Origin of the sequence: Delftia sp. K82, from assembly GCF_002193035.1 — a bacterium.
Classification (GTDB): domain Bacteria; phylum Pseudomonadota; class Gammaproteobacteria; order Burkholderiales; family Burkholderiaceae_C; genus Comamonas; species Comamonas acidovorans.
On the sequence record NZ_MYFL01000003.1, the window covers coordinates 393,692 to 414,066 of the forward strand.

Here is a 20,375-nt window from a genome sequence, read left to right on the forward strand (position 1 = left end):
CCGCTGAGCCCGCCCGTCCAGCGGCGACAATGCGGGCATTTTCGAATGTGATGCGTGCGATGGTCGGCCCACGGTCGCCATCGGCGCCCTGACGCCATGCCCACCACCTCCTCTACGCCCATGCCTGCGCCCCGGCGCAGCAAACTGTCGCTCTACCTGGACCTGGTCCGCTTCAACCGGCCGGCCGGCTGGCTGGTCCTGGTCTGGCCCACGCTGGCCGCACTGTGGGTGGCAGCGGGCGGGTTTCCGGGCTGGCATCTGCTGGTGGTCTTCGTGCTGGGCACGGTGCTGATGCGCAGCGCCGGCTGCTGCATCAACGACATCGCCGACCGCGACTTCGACCGCCACGTCAAGCGCACCACGCAGCGGCCCATCACCTCGGGGCAGGTCTCGGTCAAGGAGGCCGCGCTGCTGGGCGCGGCCCTGGCCCTGGTCTCGCTGGGCCTGGTGCTGACCACGCGCTGGGAAGCCGTGGCCTGGTCCGTGCCCGCCGTGCTGTTCACCATCCTCTACCCGTTCACCAAGCGCTTCTTCGCCATGCCCCAGGCCTTCCTGGGCATTGCCTTCAACTTCGGCATCGTCATCGCCTTCGCCGCCGTGCAGGGCCAGGTGCCGGCCACGGCCTGGATTCTGTGGCTCGCCAACATGTTCCTGGTGCTGGCCTATGACACCGAATACGCCATGGTGGACCGCGACGACGACCTCAGGATCGGCATGAAGACCTCGGCCATCACCCTGGGCCGCTTCGACGTGGTGGCCGTCATGGGCTTTTTCGTGCTCTGCGGCCTGCTCACTATCTGGGCGCTGGCGCCCTATGGCCTGGCCTGGCCTTTCTGGCTGGGCCTGGCCGTGGCCGAGGCCCAGGTGATCTGGCACTTCACCCTGATCCGCCACCGCACGCGCGAGGGCTGCTTCGTCGCCTTCAGCAAGAGCCACTGGATCGGTGCCAGCCTGTTCGCGGGCGTGGCGCTGGGGTTCGCCTTGCGCTGAAGGCGCCACGCCGCCGCAGTGCGTGCGCTCCGCAGCCTGCCGCCATGGCACCCAGCAGTGCCAGCTGCCAGGCGCCGAGTGCGGGAATGGGCGCCGGAGCGGGCGGTGGCACGGGTGGAGTCACAGGTGGATCCACAGGAGGATCTACGGGTGGATCTACAGGAGGATCTACGGGGGGCGGCAGGGTAGGCGGCACCACCGCAGTCAGCGCGATGTCCTGCGCCACCTCGGTGGCCGGCATCCACCGTGCATCGCCGGGCTGGCTGGCGGTCACCGTGCAGATGCCTTCGCCTGCCATCGTGACCCTGTTGCCCGAGACCGTGCAGATGCCTGGCGTCGTGCTGGCATGATCCACCGGCAGGCCGGAGCTGGCCGTGGCGGGCGGGTCGATGGCAAAGGCCGTCCCCGCCTCGAAGGTCCGGCTGGCCTGGGCCGGGAAGTGGATCGCCTGGGTTCTGCGGATGCGGACATCGGCGCTTGCGTCGGCGGGCAGCCAGTGGGCATTGCCCGCCTGGCGGGCCACCAGCGTGCAGATGCCGCCATCGATCATCGTGACCGTGGTGCCCGAGACGGTGCAGACGGCCGGGGTGGGGCTGCTGTAGTCCACCGGCAGGCCGGAGCTGGCCGTGGCGGGAGGGTCTATGGTGAAGGTGGAGCCAGGGCTGCCGAGGACCTGGCTGGCCTGTGGCCCAAAGGTGATGGTCTGGGGGGAGAGGGCGCGCAGGTCCACGGTCAGGAGTGAGACAAAGGCATCAGGGTTCGTGAACTGTGCTCCGGAGTAGCCCCCGGCCAGAAGCTCGCCAGAAGCAGTGATGTGCAGCGCGGTGACACCATCCAGGCCGCTTGCGCCCAGGTAGGTGCTTTGCTCCAAGGTGCGCAGATCGTCCGACAGGCGTGCCACGTAGCCGGTTTGAAATCCACCACCGTAGACAGGCTCAATGGCGCCCGCCATGCCGGGAAAATTGTCGGATGAGGTGTTGCCGGCCACCAGGATCTCGCCCGAAGGAGCGATGGCCAGGGCAGCGATCCAGTCTGGGTTTGCGCCGCCCAGATAGGTGCTCTGCAACAGGGTGCGCAGATCGGCGGACAGCCTTGTGATGTAGCCGGGGTAGTTGCCATTGCTGGCAGGCTGCGCACCACCGCTCGTGCCAGGAAAGGCAGAGGACGATGTTTGCCCGGCTGCCACGATCTCTCCCGAGGGGTGGAAGGCCAATGCCGAGAGTGTCTCCCAGCCGTTCCCCCCCAGGTAGGAGCTGCGCACCAGGGTGCGCAGATCGCCTGAAAGCAATGCGATGAAGCCGTCGGCATCGCCGCTGATGTCTGGCTGGGCTGCGTGCGCCGTGGCAGGCAGATCGGGGGATTGGGTCTGCCCGCCGGCGAGTATCTCTCCTGAAGGTCCGATGGCGATATTGGAGATACTCTCCGCTCCCGTCCCGCCCAGATAGGTGCTTTGCACCACGGTGCGCAGGTCGGCGGACAGGCGCATGACGAAGCCGTCACGATCGGCGCTTAGGGCGGGCTGGGCTCCGTTGGCCGCGCGGGGCAGGTCCTTGGCAAGGGTGTCCCCGGCCACCACGACCTCCCCCGAGGCAGGAAGGGCCAGGGCAGTGGCGACCACCCAGCCGTCTCCGGTCAGATAGGTGCTCTGCTCCAGGGTGCGCAGGTCGCCGGAAAGCCGGGCGACGAAGCCCGCAGGAACGCTGAGCGACACAGGCTGTGCTCCCCCGGCCGTGCCGGGAAAATCGCTGGTCATCGTCTCGCCGCTTACCACCACGTCACCCGACGCTGTGACGGCCAGTGCGTGGATCTGGCTGCCCCACGACCCGCTCAGGTAGGTGCTCTGTATCAGGCGGCTCAGATCACTGGACAGCCGGGCGACGAAGCCATGCAATGCAAATATGCCAGGGGGGCTCGCAGGCTGCGCTCCACCCGCAGTGCCGGGGAATCGGTTGGAAAGGGTAGTGCCGGCCAGCAGCACGTCGCCTGAAGGGGCGGCTGTGGCTATGGCCTCTATCCAGGAACTCTCGGGGCTGCCCAGATAGATGCTCTGCAGCAGTGGATCGATCACCAGCGGCAGCGCCCGGTCATACGCTCCCAGTGCGAACCCGTAGCCATCGCCCTGGCTGTTGAGCGCGTACTGCACGGGCACCTCCACGCGCCGCCCCGCAACTTCCTGGAAGGCCACGGGCGCGGTATAGGCCACATCGCCATGGCCTGTGGCGGCCACCAGTTCGCCGCCTTCGCCCAGGCGCAGGGACAGCGCGCCGTCCACGCGCACCTGGATCTGCCCGGGGTCGGCCTGCGGCGCCACGTGAAAGAGCTTTTCCACATTGGTGCCGCGCACGGCCAGCTCCACCTGCACGCCGGGCCAGGCCTGGCCCAGGTGGAGGTTGCGGTAGGTGGCCGGCTGGTAGCGGTGCGGGCCGCTGAAGCGGGTGATCTGGGTGCCGGCTGCCTCGCCGCCCGAGGGCGACAGCGGCAGCGCGCCGACCAGGGTTTCCGTGAGACTCCAGCCGGGCCGCAGGATGGGGGCGCTCTTGGGCGCACCGCCGGCCGCTTTGCTTCTTGCCCAGTCCGCCAGCCGTCCCGTGTCGGGCCCGGGCAGGCCGTACACGATCTGCCCCTGGTGCGTGACATGGACGGCGCCCGCGAAGGTCCGGCCCATGAAGGCCACGGCCGGGTCGAACTGGCCGCTGTTGGCTTCGAAGGGCATGGACAGGCCCTGCAGGGCCTGCTTCGCATGCTGCAACTGCGCCGCACCGGGTCTCTCACCCGGCGCTGCATGGGCGGTGCTGGCGGCCATGCATGCGGCTGCTGCCATGGCGAGCCAGAGGAGGGCTGGGCGACTTGTGCTGCGCCACCGGAGCCAGGGCGCAGGCTGAAGAAAGAGGCTCATGGGGTCTCCCTGAATGCGGCCGCCCCGAGGCAAGCCTGCCTCCGGGCGTGAGCCCCGCAGGCGGAGGCCTGGCGGGGCCGGGTTCCTGGGGCGTGACCGGCACGGGGGCTATCCCCTCCTGCCCGGCCACGCGTGCGTTGCTAGCGAGCGCTGCTATGGCGCGCCCGGCGGCGCAGCGAGATGGCGCCAAGGCCTGCCGCCAGCGTGCCCAGCCAGGCCAGGGCCCAGGGGCCCAGGGTGGGCACGGGCACGGGGGACGCAGCGCCGGGTCCCGGGCCGGGTGCGGGAGGAGGAGGCGGCGGGATGGCCACGAGTTCGATGTCCTGCGACACGTCAGTGGCCGCCAGCCACAGCGTGTTGCCCGGCTGGCTGGCTGTGAGCCTGCAGGTGCCTGCGCTGACCATGGTCACCGTGGCGCCCGAGACCGTGCAAACGCCGGGCGTGGTGCTGGCGTAGTCCACCGGCAGGTTCGAACTGGCCGTGGCGGGCGGGCCGAGGTCGAAGCTGGCGCCGGCCGTGAAGGGCTGGTCGGCCTGGGCCGGGAAGGAGATCACCTGCGGCCTGCGGATCTGCAGGGTCACGAAGATGCCGTTGGCTGCCAGCCACTGGCCGGGCACGCTGGGCAGCCAGGCCTCCAGCATGCAGGGGCCCGCATCCACCATGGTGACCGTGGTGCCCGAGACGGTGCACACGGCCGGCGTATGGGCGGTGTAGTTCACGGCCAGGCCGGAATTGGCCGTGGCGATCGGGCTGATCTGGAAGGTGTCGCCGGTCGCGGTAAGCACCTGATCGGCCTGGGGCGGGAAGGTGATGGCCTGGGGGGAGACGGCGCGCAGGTCGGCGGACAGGCGTGTGATGAAGCCGTCTGCAGTGCCTGCATTGGTCTCCTGTGCGCCACCGGCCATGCCCGGCAGGTTGCGGGATTGGGTATAGCCGCCCACCACCACTTCCCCGGAGGGCGTGGTGGCCAATGCGGTGATGGCGTCATAGTGCGTGCCGCTCAGGTAGGAGCTCTGCTCCAGCGTGCGCAGGTCGCCGGACAGGCGTGTGACAAAGCCGCACTGGTAGCCGGGGTCGCCGAGAGCCGGAGTCGGCTGTGCGCCGCCTGCCGTCCCAGGAAAGTCGGAGGCTAAGGTATTGCCGCCCACCACCACCTCCCCGGAGGGCGTGATGGCCAATGCGGTGATCTCGTCACGGGACCAGGCACCCAGGTAGGTGCTCTGCCTCAGCGTGCGCAGATCGCCGGACAGGCGTGTGATGAAGCCGCTGCTGTAGTTGCGGATGAGTTGGGTAGTCGGCTGTGCGCCGCCCGCCGTGCCCGGCAGGTCGGTTGATTGGGTATGGCCGCCCACCACCACTTCCCCGGAGGGCGTGATGGCCAATGCGGTGATGACGTCATCGGTCGATCCACCCAGGTAGGTGCTCTGTTTCAGCGTGCGCAGGTCGCCGGACAGGTGTGTGATGAAGCCGTCGCTCCCACTCGCCGGGTTGGGCTGGGCGCTGCCGGTGGTGGCAGGCAGGTTGGTGGAATATGTGAAGCCGGCGACCAGCACGTCCCCCGAAGGCGTGAGGGCCAGTGCCGTAGGCGAGTCTGCTCCGGTGATATAGGTGCTGCGCACCAGCGTGCGCAGGTCTGCCGATAGCAGGGCCGCAAAGCCGTTGCGGGTATTTGGCGCTACGTCCGCAATGGCGCCCTGTGCCGTACCGGGGAAATCGGAGGACTCCGTAGATCCGCCCACCACGATGTCGCCCGAGGGGGTGATGGCCAGGGCTGCCAGGCTGTCCCGACCGCTTCCCCCCAGATAGGTGCTCTGCACCAGGGTGCGCAGATCGGCCGACAGGCGTGTGACAAAGCCGCTGCGTGCGCCTGGATTTGCCGGTTGCGCTCCGTTCACCGCGCCAGGAAGATTTCCGCTCGAGGTGTCGCCCGCCACCACCACATCGCCCGAGGGCAAGATGGCCATGCTGGGGAAGTGGAAGTCTCCTCCATCGTTCATGCCCAGATAGGAGCTTTGCTCCAGGGTGCGCAGGTCGCCGGACAGGCGTGCCACAAAGAGGTGAACGTCGGCCGCTGAGGGGGCCAGGGCCCCGCCGGCTGTGCCGGGGAAATCGCTGGAGCGGGTTATGCCGGCCACCAGCACCTGCCCCGCAGGGGTCAGGGCCAGGGCGGTGATGGCATCGTTGCCAGACCCGCCAAGGTAGGTGCTCTGCAGGAAGGGGTCGATCACCAGCGGCAGCGCCTGATCATAGGCCCCCAGCGCAAAGCCGTAGCCATCGCCCCGGCTGTTGAGAGCGTACTGCACGGGCACCTCCACGCGCCGCCCCGCAACTTCCTGGAAGGCCACGGGCGCCGTGTAGGCCACGTCGCCATGGCCTGTGGCGGCCACCAGTTCGCCGCCTTCGCCCAGGCGCAGGGACAGCGCGCCGTCCACGCGCACCTGGATCTGCCCGGGGTCTGCCTGCGGGGCCACGTGAAAGAGCTTTTCCACATTGGCGCCGCGCACGGCCAGTTCCACCTGCACGCCGGGCCAGGCCTGGCCCAGGTGCAGGTTGCGGTAGGTGGCCGGCTGATAGCTGTGGGGGCCGCTGAAGCGGGTGATCTGGGTGGCGGCGGCCTCGCCGCCCGTGGGCGACAGCGGCAGCGCGCCGGCCAGGGTTTCGGTGAGGCTCCAGCCGGACAGGGGCTGGGTGGCCGGAGGGGTCTGGGGCGGTGCCTGGGGTTTGGTACCTGCGGGCGTCCTGGGCGGCTTCTTGGGAGGTGCTTGGGGAGGCATCTCGGGCGGAGGGGCCGAGGTCACGCCCTGCTGCTGCGTGGGCGCGGCCAGGCTGTAGACGATCTGGCCCTGGCGGGTGACGTGGATCGCGCCCGCGAAGGTGCGGCCTGTGAAGGCCACGGCAGGGTCGAATTGGCCGCTGTTGGCCTCGAACGGCACGGACAGGCCCTGCAGGGCCTGCTGCGCGTGCGGTATCTGCCGGGCCTGGGCGGAGCCATGTGCTGGGGCATGGGCTGGTGAGTGCGCTGGTGTGTGCGCGCGGTGGTGGGCAGGACTTTGGGAGGGGCCGGGTACTGCGTGGGCCAGGCCGGTCGATGCCCAGAGCAGGCATGCCGCCAAGGCCGGCTTGCTGCGGCGCCGCCTGGGCACGGAAGGGGGATGGAAACGCATGCTTTCTCCTTGAATGCAGCGAATCCAAGGCAAGCCATGGACAGGGGCGGGCAGGCGATGCACGTCCCGCCGAGGCGAATGCTTGGTGGAAACTGCGGTGGCAGGTCATGACCGGCGCGGGGCTTTCCGCGCTGCCGGTCAATTGCCGATTTCTACCGAGTGCCGCTTGCTTCCACCATCAGAACTATCTGGTTTTTGCAGGAATCTGGCGCACCGTTCCCTTGCCACCACAAAGAGGGGCGCGCGCGGGCGTGTCCTACCTGCCGAATTCGGCGGCCAGCTCCTTGGCCCGTGTTTCCGCCGCCCGCATGGCGGCCACGAAATGCTCGGGCACCTGTTGCGCCTGCATGTGGGTGATGGCGGCGTGGGTGGTGCCGCCCTTGCTGGTCACGCGCTGGCGCAGCACGTCGGCGCTTTCGGTGGAGCGGGCGGCCAGTTCCGATGCGCCCTGGAAGGTGGCCACGCCCAGGCGGTAGGACTGCTCGGCCGTGAGGCCCATGTCCACGCCGGCCTGTGTCATGGCTTCGAGGAACAGGAAGACATAGGCCGGGCCCGAGCCCGACAGTGCGGTCACGGCGTCCAGGTGCGCTTCCTGGTCGACCCAGACGAACTGGCCCGTGGTGGCTACCACCTGCTCGATGGCGCTCTTGCCTGCGGCATCGACCTGGGCGCGGGCGAACAGGCCCGTCATGCCCTTGCCCACCAAGGCCGGCGTATTGGGCATGGCGCGCACGATGCGGCCCGTGCCCAGCCACTGGGCGATGGAGTCCGTGGGAATGCCGGCGGCCACGCTCAGGTGCAGGGCCTGGGCGGTGTGCGGCGCCACGGCCTGGGCGGCTTCCTTGAAGGTCTGGGGCTTGACGGCCCAGACCACGATGCTGGCACCGTCCAGCGCGCTGGCGGCGGCCGCGGCATCGGCATGGGCCGTGATGCCGAAGTTCGTGCGCAGCGCGTCGCGTGCAGCCTCGAAGGGTTCGACGACGACGATGCGGTCTGCGGATTGGCCCTGGCCGATCAGTCCGCCGATGATGGCGCTGGCCATGTTGCCGCCACCGATGAAGGCGATGACAGGGGAGGCTGTGGAAACGGTGTTCATGCTGGTGGCGGTGGAGAAGGAAAGCGAAGAGTTTAGAGCGTGTTCCCACCGTGCCAGCGCATGTCCACGCCATGGCTGGCGGCCAGGTCCAGGGGCTGTGCCGGGGCGCCGGGCCGCTGGCGCAGGGTGAGCGCGCAAGGGCCCTCTCCGCGCGTGGCAAGGCGCTGGCGCAGTGCGTCGGAGGCCGCCAGTGCCCGCGCGCCTTGCAGCAGCAGATCGAAGCCCGGCAATGCCAGCCGCGCGCCCTGGTCGTCCAGCCTCTGCAGCGGCAGGCCCGGGCCCAGCAGCGCCCGGTAGCGGTCCAGGCTGGCGTCCAGGTCGTGCACGGCGACGGTCAGCGAGGCCACGCCCAGCGCGCCGTTGGGATGCTCGCGCACGCTGCCCTCGGGCACGCGCAGCGCGCGCGGCGTGACGTCGCCGCACAGGAAGGGCAGGTCGGGCGTGGCGTGGCGCGCCGTCTGCCACAGCAGTTGCGCGCCATCGGGGCGCACGCGGCCTCCGTCCACGGGGCCGACCAGGGTATCCAGCCCCCGCCCGCGTGCCTCGGCCAGCGCCTGGGAGGTGCTTTGGGGCAGCAGGGCGAAGTCCACCAGCCCCTCGCCATGGTCGCGCAGCGTGCGGTACCAGCGCTCTTCGGGCGCCGGGGCGGTCCAGGCAATGATCTCCAGGTAGGCGCCGTCGGCAAACACGACCAGTGCGTTGTGCGAGGTGCGGCCCGGATGGCGGCCGCCGATGGCGACCTTGAAGCCCAGCGCGCGGTAGTCCGCCACGGCGGCCTCGAGGTCCTGCACGGCGATGACGATGTGGTCCAGCGGAAGTGCCATGAATGCTCCTGTGTGGTGTAAGGGGGTGCCGTCCGGATTCTCAGTCTTCGAGCTGGACCTTGTTGTCGCGCACGAAGCGGCCCCAGCGCTCATATTCCTGGCGCACCCAGCGGTCGAGGGCGGGTCCGTCCGTGGCCATGACTTCAAAGCCCGACTGCATGAGCTTGCTGCGGATGTCGGGCGTGTTCAGCGTGGCCTGGAAGTCTTCGGTGAGCTTGTGCACCGTGGCTGCCGGCGTGGCGGAAGGTGCGAACACGCCGATCCACGAATAGGCCTCGAAGCCCGGGAAGCCGGACTCGGCCACGGTGGGCACGTCGGGCAGCTCGGGCAGGCGCTTGAGGCCGGTCACCGCCAGCGGCTTGATCTTGCCCGCCGAAATCTGGCCGCGCAGCGCCGCATAGCTGAGCAGGGTGAGGTCGGACACATTGCCGAGCACGGCCTGCACGGCCGGGCCGCCGCCGCCGTAGGGCACGTGCAGCACGTAGGTGCCCGAGCGGCGCTTGATGTCCTCCATCACCAGGTGGTTCATGGACCCCAGGCCGGTCGATGCGTAGCTGTATTTGCCCGGGTTGCGGCGCGCCAGTTCCAGGAAGCCGGCCAGGTCCTTGGCGGGCACCGAGGCCGAGGCGCCGATCACCAGCGGGAAGCGCAGCGCCAGCGACACGCCCGTGAAGTCCTTGAAGGTGTCGTAGGGCAGCCGGGACTTGGCGATGGGATTGATGGCATGGGTGTCGAAGCTGAACAGCAGGGTGTTGCCGTCCGGGGCGGACTTGGCCACGTACTGGGTGGCGATCTGGCTGGCGGCGCCGGGGCGGTTCTCCACGATCACCGGGCGCCCGGCCACCTCGCCCAGGCGCGGCTGCAGTATGCGGGCGGCGATGTCGGTGCTGCCCCCCGGCGGGAAGGTGATGACCAGCTTGAGCGGGGCGGCGCCCTGCGCGGATGCCGTGCCGGCCGGCCCCAGCAGGCATGCGGCGGCCGTGGCCAGCAGCAGCTGGCGGCGTGAGGGTGGATGGGGCATGGGAAGGCTCCTTTTCAAGCGCATTAGCGGGCAGGAAATCGGGAATCTATGCGTGGGGCTGGCGTCAACCCATCCACTGGCTCACCGGCACGGCCGTGTCCTGGAGCTCTTGCGAGATCACATCCACCAGCGCCGGGCCGTCGTGCATCAGCGCGGCCTTGAGCGCGGCTTCGAGATCTGCCGGGTCATGCACCTGCCAGGCCTTGACGCCGAAGGCCTCGGCCACGCGGGCATGGTGGGTGCGGTTGAAGTCGACTGAAAAGTAGCGTTCATCGTAGCCGGACTTCTGGCTGGCCTTGATCCAGCCGAACACGCTGTTGGAGAACACGATCATCTTCAGCGGCACATTGCGGCGCACGATGGTTTCCAGCTCGCCGCAGGTGAAGCCGAAGCTGCCGTCGCCCATGACCGCGACCACCACGGAACCGGGCTGGCCGATGGCGGCGCCAAAGCCGGCGGACATGGCAAAGCCCAGCGCCCCGTGCGCACGATTGGTGATGAAGTGCCGGCCGGCCTGGGGCGCGTCGAAATAGGCCGTGAAGTAGGGGCAGGGCGTGCCGGGGTCGGCCACCACGATGGCGCGCGCGGGCAGCAGGCGGTTGAGCGTGTCCACCACGCGCTCGGGCTTGATGGGCCGGTCCAGCGAGGCGGCCAGCGGCGCGAAGAAGGCCTGCTTGGCGGCGCGCGCGGTGGCCGCCAGCGTGGCGCCGTCCGCGGCATCGGCGGGGCGGCGGGAGATGCGTTGCTGCACGGCCGCGTGCAGCGCCTGCAGGCCCAGCAGGGCGTCGCCCACCAGGGCCACGTCGGTGCGGTAGTTGGTGCCTATGGTCATGGCGTCCACGTCCAGATGGACGATGGTCACCTTGCGCGAGGGCATCTGCCAGTGCTCGGTGGTGGTGGAGCCGGCACGGGCGCCGATGAACATCACCAAGTCCGCCTGCGCCACCACGGCGCGCGTGGCCTCGACGCCGCCATTGGTGCCCACCACGCCGGCATTGAGCGGATGGCTGCCCGCCAGGCTGCCCTGGCCGCTGACGCTGGAACACACGGGCGCGTTGAGCAGGGTGGCCAGCGCATCCAGTGCGGCGCTGGCGCCTGCGATCAGCACGCCGCCGCCGCAGATCAGCACGGGGCAGCGGGCCGCCACCAGGCGGTCGGCAGCCTCGGCCACGGCCGCCGGATCGGGCGCGGACCGGTAGGCCGGATAGTGGTCATGCCCTGGCTGGGCCCAGACATCGGCCGGGTCCAGCGTGTGCTTTTGCACGTCATAGGGCAGGCAGATATGGGTGGCGCCGGGCCGGCCCGTGGTCATGGCGCGAAAGGCGCTGCGCACGGCGTGCGGAATCTGGTCCACGCGGTCGATGGTGGTATTCCACTTGGTCAGCGGCCTGTACAGCGCCTGCTGGTCGAGTTCGGTCAGCGGGAACTTGCCGCGCGCACCCACGGAAACGTCCGAGGTGATGCCCAGCACGGGCACCGAGGACTCATTGGCCTCGGCCAGGCCGGGCAGCAGGTAGGTGGCACCGCCGCCGCTGGGGCCTTCGCACACGCCCACCTTGCCAGTGACGCGCGCATAGGCGTCGGCCATGTAGCCGGCGCTGCGCTCGTCCCGCGTGAGGATGTGGTCCATGCCGTGGTCCAGCCGCGCCATGGCGTCGTAGAAGGGCAGGCTGGTGTCGCCGCACAGGCCGAAGATGTGCTTGACGCCATTGAGCTGCAGCATGCGGACCATGGCGTCGGCACCATTGAAAGCGGTGGTCATGTCGGGAGTCTCCAGGCAGGTTGGGTGACGGGATTTTTAAGAATCCATTTCAGTATACTTAAAAGAATGCGCAGCGCCAAAGGGCACAATGGCGCCATGAAAATCTCCAACATCCGCCATGAACGGGGCTCCAGCGTCTACAGCACGCTGCGTGACATGGCCATCTCCTACGAGTTCAAGCCAGGCGAGCGCCTGAGCGAGAGCGAACTGGCGCTGCGCCTGGGCGTGAGCCGCACGCCCGTGCGCGAGGCGCTGACGCGGCTGGTGGCCGATGGCTTTTTGCTGCCGGCCAGCCGCGGCTACATGCGGCGCGAGCTGGACGTGAAGGAGTCGCTGGACCTGTACGAGGCCCGCGTGGCCGTGGAGCGCGAATGCGTGCGGCTGGCCGTGGAGCGTGCCACCGATGCCCAGCTCGACGAGGCCCTGGCCTATCTGGAGCAGAGCCAGCGCGTGGCCTCCGATACGCCGATCCGGCAACTGGTGGACCTGGACGAGGGATTCCATCTGCGCATTGCCGACATGGCCGGCAACGCCGAGCTGCGTCGCATGCTGGCGAGCCTGAACGAGCGCATCCGCTTCATCCGCTGGATCGACATGGAGAGCGTGGGGCGCGCCTCCACCCAGCACGAGCACCTGGAAATCCTGCAGGCCTTGCGCGCGCGCGACGCCCAGGCCAGCGAGCGCCTGATGGCCGAGCACATCGGCCTGCGGCGCGAGCAGATCGTGGAGGCCATTGCGCGCGGGCTGACGCGCATTTACCTGCCGCAGGAGCAGGTGCAGGCCACGCCCTGAAGCGCCTTCAGGGTGCGCAGGGCGGCGAGGTCCGGTAGGCGGTGATCAGGATCTGGTTGGCCTGCGCCGGGTTGAAGTTGTCGTCGCTGGCGAACACCAGCACGCGCGTGCCATCGGGCAGCGGCGGGCCCCAGGACATGGCTTCCATGTTGTCCAGCCGGCCGGGCTGCACGGTGGACAGATCGGCCACCAGTTGCTTGACCGCCACTTGTGGCGGCGTTTGCGCGAAGCTGGCCAGGGCCAGCGTGTCAGGCGCATCCAGGCCGATGCGGTACAGCCGCGCGCTAAAGCCGTGGCCCGGGCTGTAGGAGCGCTCCAGCACCAGCAGATGGTCGGGCCCGTCCGGCAGGATTTCGCTGATGCCGTTGACCTCGCGCTGGGGCAGGGCCCAGCTGGCGGCCGGCACGGCATCGGGCTGGTAGGCGATCTGGCGCAGCAGCCGGCCGTCGTCCAGGCTGACGAGGCTGATGCGCACGGGCGCGCCTGCAGTGGCGGCGCTGGCGCGCGGGCCGTCCTGGCGCAGCGGCGCCTCCAGGGCCAGCCAGGCCTGTTGGCCGTCCGGCGTCACGGCCAGCCCCTCGAAGCCGAAGTTCGAGCGCAGGCCCGGCCTGCCGTCCTCGTCCTTGAATGCGTAGAACCACTGCGCAATCTGGCGGCCCGTGGCGTCGGTCCTCACCAGCGAGGTGCCAAAGCCCCGGCCCGGGTCGCCTTCGTCGGTCCACAGCAGGCCGCCGTCCGGCAGCAGGCGGATGGCTTCGGGGTCGGGCACGGGCTGGGTGGCGGGCGCGGCATGGGGCGGGCGCAGCCAGCGGCCCTCGGTATCCAGCAGCGGGTGCACTTCGGTGACCTGCGCCTGCCAGGGGTTGGGGCCGGCGCGCTGGCCGGCGTCCAGCGGCTCTATGCGCAGGCGCATCCAGCGCGCGGGGCCGCGCGCCGAGCGGTCATCGCTGATGGCCACGTAGTCGCCGCGCCGCGCGTCGTAGTCCAGGCCCGAGATGCCGCCGGTGGTGGCGCCATGGATGGGCTCCTCGCGCGCAATCGTGGTGCTGCCCAGCCATTGCAGGCGCGAGCATGCCGTGGGCTGCGGGGACGGCAGGGCCTGGGGCGGCGCGGCGCAGCCGGCCAGCAGCAGGCCGGAAAGCACCAGGCTGGCCGCCTTGAACAAGGCCGTGAGCCCGTTGTCAGGCCGCCAGCGCGGTCTGGGCCACCGCATGCTCCCAGCGCGCCATCAGCTCGTCGGCGCGGTGCTTGTCCAGCGTGGGCACGAAGCGGCGCTCGGCCTTCCACAGTGCCGACAGTTCCTCGGTGCTCTGGTACACGCCCGAGGACAGGCCCGCCAGGTAGGCAGCGCCCAGGGCCGTGGTCTCCACGCAGGCCGGGCGCACGACGGGAATGCCCAGCAGGTCGGCCTGGAACTGCATGAGCAGGTTGTTGACGCAGGCGCCGCCGTCCACGCGCAGTTCGCTGACCGGCGCGCCGCCGCTGGCCACCGCGTCGCGGCTCATGGCCAGCAGCAGGGCGGCGCTCTGGAAAGCGATGGATTCAAGCGCAGCCCGCGCGATGTGGGCAATGGTGGTGCCGCGCGTCAGGCCCGTGATGGTGCCGCGGGCATCGGGCTTCCAGTAGGGGGCGCCCAGTCCTGTGAAGGCCGGCACCATCATCACGCCGCCCGAGTCGGGCACGCTCTCGGCCAGTTGCTGCACCTGGCCGCTGTGCTCGATGGCGCGCAGTCCGTCGCGCAGCCACTGGACCACGGCGCCGCCCACGAAGACGCTGCCTTCCAGCGCATAGGCCGGCGCAGCGGTGGGCTGTGCCGCAGCGGTGGTCAGCAGGCCGTTGGCAGAGGTCTGGAACACGCCGCCCGTGTGCATGAGCATGAAGCAGCCCGTGCCATAGGTGTTCTTGGCCATGCCGGCCGAAAAGCAGGCCTGGCCGAAGAGGGCGCTTTGCTGGTCGCCGGCCACGCCGCCGATGGCGATCTCGCCGCCCAGCACCTCGGCTGCCGTGCGGCCGAAATCGGCGGCGGAAGGCAGCACCTCGGGCATCAGCGCGCGCGGAATCTCCAGCAGCGCCAGCAGATCGTCGTCCCACTGGTTGGTGTGGACGTTGAACAGCATGGTGCGGCTGGCGTTGGAAACATCGGTCACATGGCGGCGTCCGCCCGTGAGCTGCCAGATCAGCCAGCTGTCCACGGTGCCGAAGGCCAGTTCGCCGCGCTCGGCGGCGGCGCGCGCGCCATTGACGTTGTCCAGGATCCAGCGCAGCTTGGTCCCCGAGAAATAGGCGTCGATCAGCAGGCCGGTCTTGCGCTGGATGGTGTCGGCATGGCCGGCCTCGCGCAGCTGGGCGCACAGCGGCTCGGCGCGGCGGTCCTGCCAGACGATGGCGTGGTGTATGGGCTGGCCCGTGGCGCGGTTCCAGACCACGGTGGTCTCGCGCTGGTTGGTGATGCCCAGGGCGCGGATGTCGGCCGCCGCCAGCCCGGCCTTGGCCAGGGCCTCGCGCGCCGTGGCCAGCTGGGTGCGCCAGATCTCGCGCGGATCGTGCTCGACCCAGCCGGGGCGCGGATAGATCTGCGGCAGCTCCAGCTGGGCCGAGGCCACGATGCGGCCCTGGGTGTCGAAGACGATGCTGCGCGAGCTGGAGGTGCCCTGGTCCAGGGCAAGCAGATAGGTCATGGTGCGGTATCCAGGAAAAGCAGGGCCGGTGCGCGTGTCCTGTGCGGGCGGTGGCGCAGCGGCTGCGGAAAACTTACTGCGCCACCACGCATTGCACTTCTGCTTCGCGCAGAAGGGCATCGAACGGGGCGGGGGGCGCGGTATCGGTGAACAGGCGGTCGATCTGGTCCAGGCGTGCCAGCTCCACCATGGCCTGGCGGTGGAACTTGCTGTGGTCGGCGGCCAGCCAGACTTCGCGCGACTGGGCAATGATGGTCTGGGCCACCTTGACCTCGCGCATGTCGAAGTCGCGCAGGCTGCCATCGGGCTCGATGGCCGAGATGCCGATCAGGGCGATGTCCACCTTGAACTGGCGGATGAAGTCCACGGCCGCCTCGCCCACGATGCCCCGATCGCGCGTGCGCACCACGCCGCCGGCCACGATGACTTCGCAGTCCGCGTTGGAGCTGAGGATGGCCGCCACGTTGAGGTTGTTGGTGATCACGCGCAGGCCCCGGTGCTTGAGCAGGGCCTGGGCCACGGCCTCGGTGGTGGTGCCGATGTTCAGGATCAGCGAGCAGCCGTTGGGAATGGCCTCGGCCACGGCGCGCGCAATGCGCGACTTGCCTTCGGCATGCAGCACCTGGCGCTGGGTGTGGCCCAGGTTCTCCACCGTGGCGCTGGGCACGCGCACGCCGCCGTGAAAGCGCACCATCAGGCCCGCATCGGCCAGCTTCTGTATGTCGCGGCGCACGGTCTGCAGGGTCACGCCCAGGATCTCGGCCAGCTGCTCCACCGAAGTGGACTGGCGGCTGCGCACTTCGTCGAGCAGCTGTAGTTGTCGGGGATTGGTGTTCACGGCGGCGATTCCAGATCTGGTGCGTTCTCAGGCAAACAAGGCGGGGCGACCGGTTTATAGCGCATTTGCCCCTGGCCGGCCGTGGGTTGGGGAACTTTAAAACGAAGAAAAAAGAACAGCACCTAGGGTATGTGTTGATGGGCTGCGATCTGGAAAGAACAAAAATGATCACGTTCTTGCTTTCGGATGGCGCGCAATCGCCGCCTTGAGCGAGATGTTTCTCCTTGTTCAATCGCTGCCCCCGAGGCGGCCTCGTCAGTGAGGGCGGTCGTGGAACTGGTGTTGGAGAGAATCAGCAAACGCGTGGGCGGCCAGACTTGGCTGCACCCCATGCACCTTGAACTGGAAAGCGGCGCGGTGACCGTGCTGCTGGGTGCCACGCAGGCCGGCAAGACCAGCCTGATGCGCATCATGGCCGGCCTGGACGTGCCCACCGAAGGCCGTGTGCGCGCCGATGGCGTCGATGTGACCGGCATGCCCGTGCGCGAGCGCAACGTGGCCATGGTCTACCAGCAATTCATCAACTATCCCTCGCTCACGGTGGCGGACAACATCGCCTCGCCGCTCAAGCTGCGCGGCGACCGCGACGTGGCGCAGCGCGTGCGTGCCCTGGCCGAGCGGCTGCACATCGACATGTTCCTGGACCGCTACCCGGCCGAGCTGTCGGGCGGCCAGCAGCAGCGCGTGGCGCTGGCGCGCGCCCTGGCCAAGGGCGCTCCGCTGATGCTGCTGGACGAGCCCCTGGTCAACCTCGACTACAAGCTGCGCGAGGAACTGCGCGAGGAACTGACCCAGCTGTTCGCCACAGGCGACTCCACCGTGGTCTATGCCACCACCGAGCCCGGCGAGGCCCTGCTGCTGGGTGGCTACACGGCTGTGCTGCATGAGGGCGAACTGCTGCAGTACGGCCCCACGGCCGAGGTCTTCCATCAGCCGAATTCGCTGCGCGTGGCGCGCGCCTTCAGTGATCCGCCCATGAACCTGATCGCGGCCAGTGCCGTGGCGGGCGGGCTGCAACTGCCGGGCGGCGCGCGGCTGCCCGTGGCGCTGGCTGCGGACCTGGCCGTGTCCGGCCCACTGACCCTGGGCCTGCGCGCCAGCGCCCTGCGCCTGCAGTCCCGGCCCGGCGATCTGGCACTGCAGGGCGTGGTGGAACTGGCCGAGATTTCGGGCTCCGACACCTTCGTGCATGCCACCACGCCCTGGGGCGAGCTGGTGGCCCAGGTCACGGGCGTGCACCACCTGGATCTGGGCAGCGCGGTCACGCTGCACCTGGACCCGGCCCATGCCTACGTGTTCGGCACGGACGGCGCGCTGCTGCTGGCGCCGGCGCGGCCCGGAGGACGATGAGATGGCCCGCATAGAACTCGATCTGGCCCACTCCTACAAGCCGAACCCGCAGCAGGACAGCGACTACGCGCTGCTGCCGCTGAGCATGGTCTTCGAGGACGGCGGCGCCTATGCGCTGCTCGGCCCCTCGGGCTGCGGCAAGACCACCATGCTCAACATCATGTCGGGCCTGCTGGTCCCCTCGCAGGGCAAGGTGCTGTTCGACGGCCGCGACATGACGCGCGCCACGCCCCAGGAACGCAACATCGCCCAGGTGTTCCAGTTCCCGGTGATCTACGACACCATGACCGTGGCCGAGAACCTGGCCTTTCCGCTGAAGAACCGCCGCATGCCCGAGGAGCGCATCCGCGCGCGGGTCGGCCAGATCGCCGAGATGCTGGAGATGAGCGGCCAGCTCGACCAGCGCGCGGCCGGCCTGTCGGCCGATGCCAAGCAGAAGATCTCGCTGGGCCGGGGCCTGGTGCGGCCCGATGTTTCGGCCGTGCTGTTCGACGAGCCGCTCACGGTGATCGATCCCCAGCTCAAGTGGCAACTGCGCCGCAAGCTCAAGCAGATCCACCATGAGCTGCGGCTCACGCTGATCTATGTGACGCACGACCAGGTGGAGGCCCTGACCTTTGCCGAGCACGTTGTGGTCATGACGCGCGGGCGCGCCGTGCAGGTGGGCACGCCCGCCCAGCTTTTCGAGCGGCCCAGCCACGCCTTCGTCGGCCACTTCATCGGCTCGCCGGGCATGAACTTCGTGCCGCTGCAGCAGGACGGCGGCCGGCTGCTGGCCGAGGGCCAGTACCTGCCCCTGCCCGCCGCACTGGCCAGCGTGGCGCCCGGCCTGCCCCTGAGCCTGGGCATACGCCCCGAGTACCTGGCGCTGGCCTCGGCGGACGCGCCCGGCGCCGTGGCCTGTTCGGTGGAGCGCGTGCAGGACGTGGGCACGCACCAGCTGCTGGTGGCGCGCCTGGGCGAGCGGCTGCTCAAGCTGCGCTGCGGTGCCGATGCCTTCCTGCCCGCCGTGGGTGAAACGGTATGGGTACAGTTGCAGGGCCCCCACACCTGCTACTACGTCAACGAGGAGCTGCAGGCATGAGCCAGACCGTCAAGCCCGTCAACCAGAAGGCCTGGCTGCTGATCCTGCCGGTCATCATCTGCGTGGCCTTCTCGGCCATCATCCCGCTGATGACGGTGGTGAACTACTCGGTGCAGGACATCATCAGTCCCGACCGGCGCGTGTTCGTGGGCACGGAGTGGTTTGCCCAGGTCATGCGCGACGAGGAACTGCACTCGGCCCTCCTGCGCCAGATCGGCTTTTCGCTGGCCGTGCTGCTGGTGGAGATTCCGCTGGGCATCGCCCTGGCCCTGTCCATGCCGGCCCAGGGCTGGAAGGCCTCGGCCGTGCTGGTCGTGGTCTCGCTGTCGCTGCTGATTCCGTGGAACGTGGTCGGCACCATCTGGCAGATCTACGGCCGCGCCGATATCGGACTGCTGGGCGCGGCGCTCAACGCGCTGGGCGTGGACTACAACTACACGGGCAATGCCACCCATGCCTGGCTCACCGTGCTGGTCATGGATGTCTGGCACTGGACGCCGCTGGTGGCCCTGCTGTGCTACGCGGGCCTGCGCTCCATTCCCGACGCCTACTACCAAGCCGCTCGCATCGACGGCGCCAGCAAGTTCGCGGTGTTCCGCTACATCCAGCTGCCCAAGATGCGCGGCGTGCTGATGATTGCCGTGCTGCTGCGCTTCATGGACAGCTTCATGATCTATACCGAGCCCTTCGTGCTCACGGGCGGCGGGCCCGGCAATGCGACCACCTTCCTGTCGCAGTACCTGACGCAAAAGGCCGTGGGCCAGTTCGACCTGGGGCCGGCGGCTGCCTTCTCGCTGATCTATTTCCTCATCATCCTGCTGCTGTGCTTCATCCTCTACAACTGGATGCAGCGCGTGGGCACGGCAGACAAAGAAGGAGCAAGAGAATGACACCCACGCTCCCTTCGTTCGCTGCACCCCGAGGGGGCTCGGCCTCCCTTGGGATGGCCCTGCGGGAGGCCGGACATGACTGAAGACCGCCGTTTCCACAAGCGCACGCTGTTCCTCGTCGCCTACCTGCTGTTCGCCGTGCTGCCCATCTACTGGATGGTCAACATGAGCTTCAAGACCAACGAGGAGATCCTGTCGAGCTTCTCGCTGTGGCCCCAGCATTTCACCTGGGCCAACTACCAAACCATCTTCACCGACGCCTCCTGGTATTCGGGCTACATCAACAGCCTGATCTACGTGGCCATCAACACCGTGATCTCGCTCACGGTGGCGCTGCCGGCGGCCTATGCGTTCTCGCGCTACCAGTTCCTGGGCGACAAGCATGTGTTCTTCTGGCTGCTGACCAACCGCATGACGCCACCGGCCGTCTTCCTGCTGCCCTTCTTCCAGCTCTACACCACGGTGGGCCTGATGGACACGCACATCGCCGTGGCCCTGGCCCACCTGCTGTTCAATGTGCCGCTGGCCGTCTGGATCCTGGAGGGCTTCATGAGCGGCATCCCGCGCGAGATCGACGAGACAGCCTATATCGACGGCTACTCCTTCCCGCGCTTTTTCCTCACCATCTTCCTGCCGCTGATCAAGGCCGGCGTGGGCGTGGCGGCCTTCTTCTGCTTCATGTTCAGCTGGGTGGAGCTGCTGCTGGCGCGCACGCTGACCAGCGTGAATGCCAAGCCCATTGTGGCGACCATGACGCGCACCGTCTCGGCCTCGGGCATGGACTGGGCGACGCTGGCGGCGGCCGGCGTGCTGACCATCGTGCCGGGCGCCATCGTGATCTGGTTCGTGCGGCATTACATCGCCAAGGGGTTCGCAATGGGAAGAGTGTGAGGCACCCCCTGAGGCGCTTGCGCGCCTTCCCCCTCTCTACCCGCTTCCGCGGGGGAGGGGGACGACACCCTCGGGGCGGGGCGGCCCTTCCTCGGTGTC

At 69.0% G+C, this 20,375-nt stretch carries 15 protein-coding genes; 6 read left to right on the top strand and 9 right to left on the bottom strand.

Annotated elements, in window-relative coordinates; all coding sequences use genetic code 11:
* Window positions 1-120: 120 nt before the first annotated feature.
* The gene (gene ubiA / locus KDK82_RS18680) at window positions 121-990 is read left to right on the top strand and encodes a 4-hydroxybenzoate octaprenyltransferase (RefSeq protein WP_088165872.1); all 870 of its coding nucleotides are present in this window, start codon (window positions 121-123) and stop codon (window positions 988-990) included.
* Here ubiA and KDK82_RS18685 read toward each other — a convergent pair.
* From KDK82_RS18685 to KDK82_RS18710, 6 genes are all read right to left on the bottom strand, one after another.
* A complete protein-coding gene (locus KDK82_RS18685) occupies window positions 923-3,793 on the bottom strand; it encodes a hypothetical protein (RefSeq protein ID WP_088165873.1) in 2,871 nt (956 codons plus the stop codon). The genes ubiA and KDK82_RS18685 overlap by 68 nt on opposite strands.
* A gap of 233 nt (window positions 3,794-4,026) precedes the next feature.
* The gene (locus KDK82_RS18690; RefSeq protein ID WP_088165874.1) at window positions 4,027-7,050 is read right to left on the bottom strand and encodes a hypothetical protein; all 3,024 of its coding nucleotides are present in this window, start codon (window positions 7,048-7,050) and stop codon (window positions 4,027-4,029) included.
* A 256-nt stretch (window positions 7,051-7,306) separates the two neighbouring features.
* Complete coding sequence (gene proC / locus KDK82_RS18695; RefSeq protein ID WP_013804459.1) at window positions 7,307-8,146, bottom strand: pyrroline-5-carboxylate reductase; 840 nt, start codon at window positions 8,144-8,146, stop codon at window positions 7,307-7,309.
* Between the two features lie 32 nt (window positions 8,147-8,178).
* Complete coding sequence (locus KDK82_RS18700; protein WP_088165875.1) at window positions 8,179-8,970, bottom strand: VOC family protein; 792 nt, start codon at window positions 8,968-8,970, stop codon at window positions 8,179-8,181.
* Between the two features lie 40 nt (window positions 8,971-9,010).
* Window positions 9,011-9,991 (bottom strand): tripartite tricarboxylate transporter substrate binding protein, encoded by a 981-nt coding sequence (locus tag KDK82_RS18705; protein ID WP_179217938.1) that lies wholly within the window; start codon window positions 9,989-9,991, stop codon window positions 9,011-9,013.
* A gap of 64 nt (window positions 9,992-10,055) precedes the next feature.
* Window positions 10,056-11,753 (bottom strand): thiamine pyrophosphate-binding protein, encoded by a 1,698-nt coding sequence (locus KDK82_RS18710; RefSeq protein WP_088165877.1) that lies wholly within the window; start codon window positions 11,751-11,753, stop codon window positions 10,056-10,058.
* A gap of 96 nt (window positions 11,754-11,849) precedes the next feature.
* On the opposite strand from KDK82_RS18710, the gene KDK82_RS18715 reads away from it, so the two are divergent.
* Window positions 11,850-12,545, top strand: a complete 696-nt coding sequence (locus tag KDK82_RS18715) for a GntR family transcriptional regulator (protein WP_065345993.1) — start codon at window positions 11,850-11,852, stop codon at window positions 12,543-12,545.
* A gap of 7 nt (window positions 12,546-12,552) precedes the next feature.
* Here the strand turns inward: KDK82_RS18715 and KDK82_RS18720 are convergent, their stop codons facing one another.
* From KDK82_RS18720 to KDK82_RS18730, 3 genes are all read right to left on the bottom strand, one after another.
* Window positions 12,553-13,758, bottom strand: a complete 1,206-nt coding sequence (locus KDK82_RS18720) for an esterase-like activity of phytase family protein (RefSeq protein ID WP_179217939.1) — start codon at window positions 13,756-13,758, stop codon at window positions 12,553-12,555.
* Window positions 13,727-15,223 carry a glycerol kinase GlpK gene (gene glpK / locus KDK82_RS18725; RefSeq protein ID WP_012202955.1) on the bottom strand — a complete coding sequence of 499 codons (1,497 nt, stop codon included), beginning with the start codon at window positions 15,221-15,223 and terminating at the stop codon, window positions 13,727-13,729. Before glpK ends, KDK82_RS18720 begins: the two co-directional genes overlap by 32 nt.
* Before the next feature lie 73 nt (window positions 15,224-15,296).
* Window positions 15,297-16,061, bottom strand: coding sequence for a DeoR/GlpR family DNA-binding transcription regulator (locus tag KDK82_RS18730; RefSeq protein WP_012202956.1), 765 nt, complete (start codon window positions 16,059-16,061; stop codon window positions 15,297-15,299).
* A 270-nt stretch (window positions 16,062-16,331) separates the two neighbouring features.
* On the opposite strand from KDK82_RS18730, the gene KDK82_RS18735 reads away from it, so the two are divergent.
* From KDK82_RS18735 to KDK82_RS18750, 4 genes are all read left to right on the top strand, one after another.
* Window positions 16,332-17,411 (top strand): ABC transporter ATP-binding protein, encoded by a 1,080-nt coding sequence (locus KDK82_RS18735; RefSeq protein ID WP_088165878.1) that lies wholly within the window; start codon window positions 16,332-16,334, stop codon window positions 17,409-17,411.
* Window position 17,412: 1 nt separating this feature from the next.
* Entirely contained in the window at window positions 17,413-18,495 is a 1,083-nt protein-coding gene (locus KDK82_RS18740) for an ABC transporter ATP-binding protein (RefSeq protein ID WP_088165879.1), read from the top strand.
* The gene (locus tag KDK82_RS18745; protein ID WP_012202959.1) at window positions 18,492-19,385 is read left to right on the top strand and encodes a carbohydrate ABC transporter permease; all 894 of its coding nucleotides are present in this window, start codon (window positions 18,492-18,494) and stop codon (window positions 19,383-19,385) included. The genes KDK82_RS18740 and KDK82_RS18745 overlap by 4 nt, the downstream gene beginning before the upstream one ends.
* Window positions 19,386-19,460: 75 nt before the next feature.
* Window positions 19,461-20,276, top strand: a complete 816-nt coding sequence (locus KDK82_RS18750; RefSeq protein ID WP_013804448.1) for a carbohydrate ABC transporter permease — start codon at window positions 19,461-19,463, stop codon at window positions 20,274-20,276.
* Window positions 20,277-20,375: the final 99 nt, after the last annotated feature.

Coding starts and splice junctions, on each gene's coding strand:
- ubiA (WP_088165872.1), top strand. CDS start 121: ATGCCTGCGCCCCGGCGCAGCAAACTGTCGCTCTACCTGGACCTGGTC.
- KDK82_RS18685 (WP_088165873.1), bottom strand. CDS start 3,793: ATGGCCGCCAGCACCGCCCATGCAGCGCCGGGTGAGAGACCCGGTGCG.
- KDK82_RS18690 (WP_088165874.1), bottom strand. CDS start 7,050: ATGCGTTTCCATCCCCCTTCCGTGCCCAGGCGGCGCCGCAGCAAGCCG.
- proC (WP_013804459.1), bottom strand. CDS start 8,146: ATGAACACCGTTTCCACAGCCTCCCCTGTCATCGCCTTCATCGGTGGC.
- KDK82_RS18700 (WP_088165875.1), bottom strand. CDS start 8,970: ATGGCACTTCCGCTGGACCACATCGTCATCGCCGTGCAGGACCTCGAG.
- KDK82_RS18705 (WP_179217938.1), bottom strand. CDS start 9,991: ATGCCCCATCCACCCTCACGCCGCCAGCTGCTGCTGGCCACGGCCGCC.
- KDK82_RS18710 (WP_088165877.1), bottom strand. CDS start 11,753: ATGACCACCGCTTTCAATGGTGCCGACGCCATGGTCCGCATGCTGCAG.
- KDK82_RS18715 (WP_065345993.1), top strand. CDS start 11,850: ATGAAAATCTCCAACATCCGCCATGAACGGGGCTCCAGCGTCTACAGC.
- KDK82_RS18720 (WP_179217939.1), bottom strand. CDS start 13,758: ATGCGGTGGCCCAGACCGCGCTGGCGGCCTGACAACGGGCTCACGGCC.
- glpK (WP_012202955.1), bottom strand. CDS start 15,223: ATGACCTATCTGCTTGCCCTGGACCAGGGCACCTCCAGCTCGCGCAGC.
- KDK82_RS18740 (WP_088165879.1), top strand. CDS start 17,413: ATGGCCCGCATAGAACTCGATCTGGCCCACTCCTACAAGCCGAACCCG.
- KDK82_RS18745 (WP_012202959.1), top strand. CDS start 18,492: ATGAGCCAGACCGTCAAGCCCGTCAACCAGAAGGCCTGGCTGCTGATC.
- KDK82_RS18750 (WP_013804448.1), top strand. CDS start 19,461: ATGACTGAAGACCGCCGTTTCCACAAGCGCACGCTGTTCCTCGTCGCC.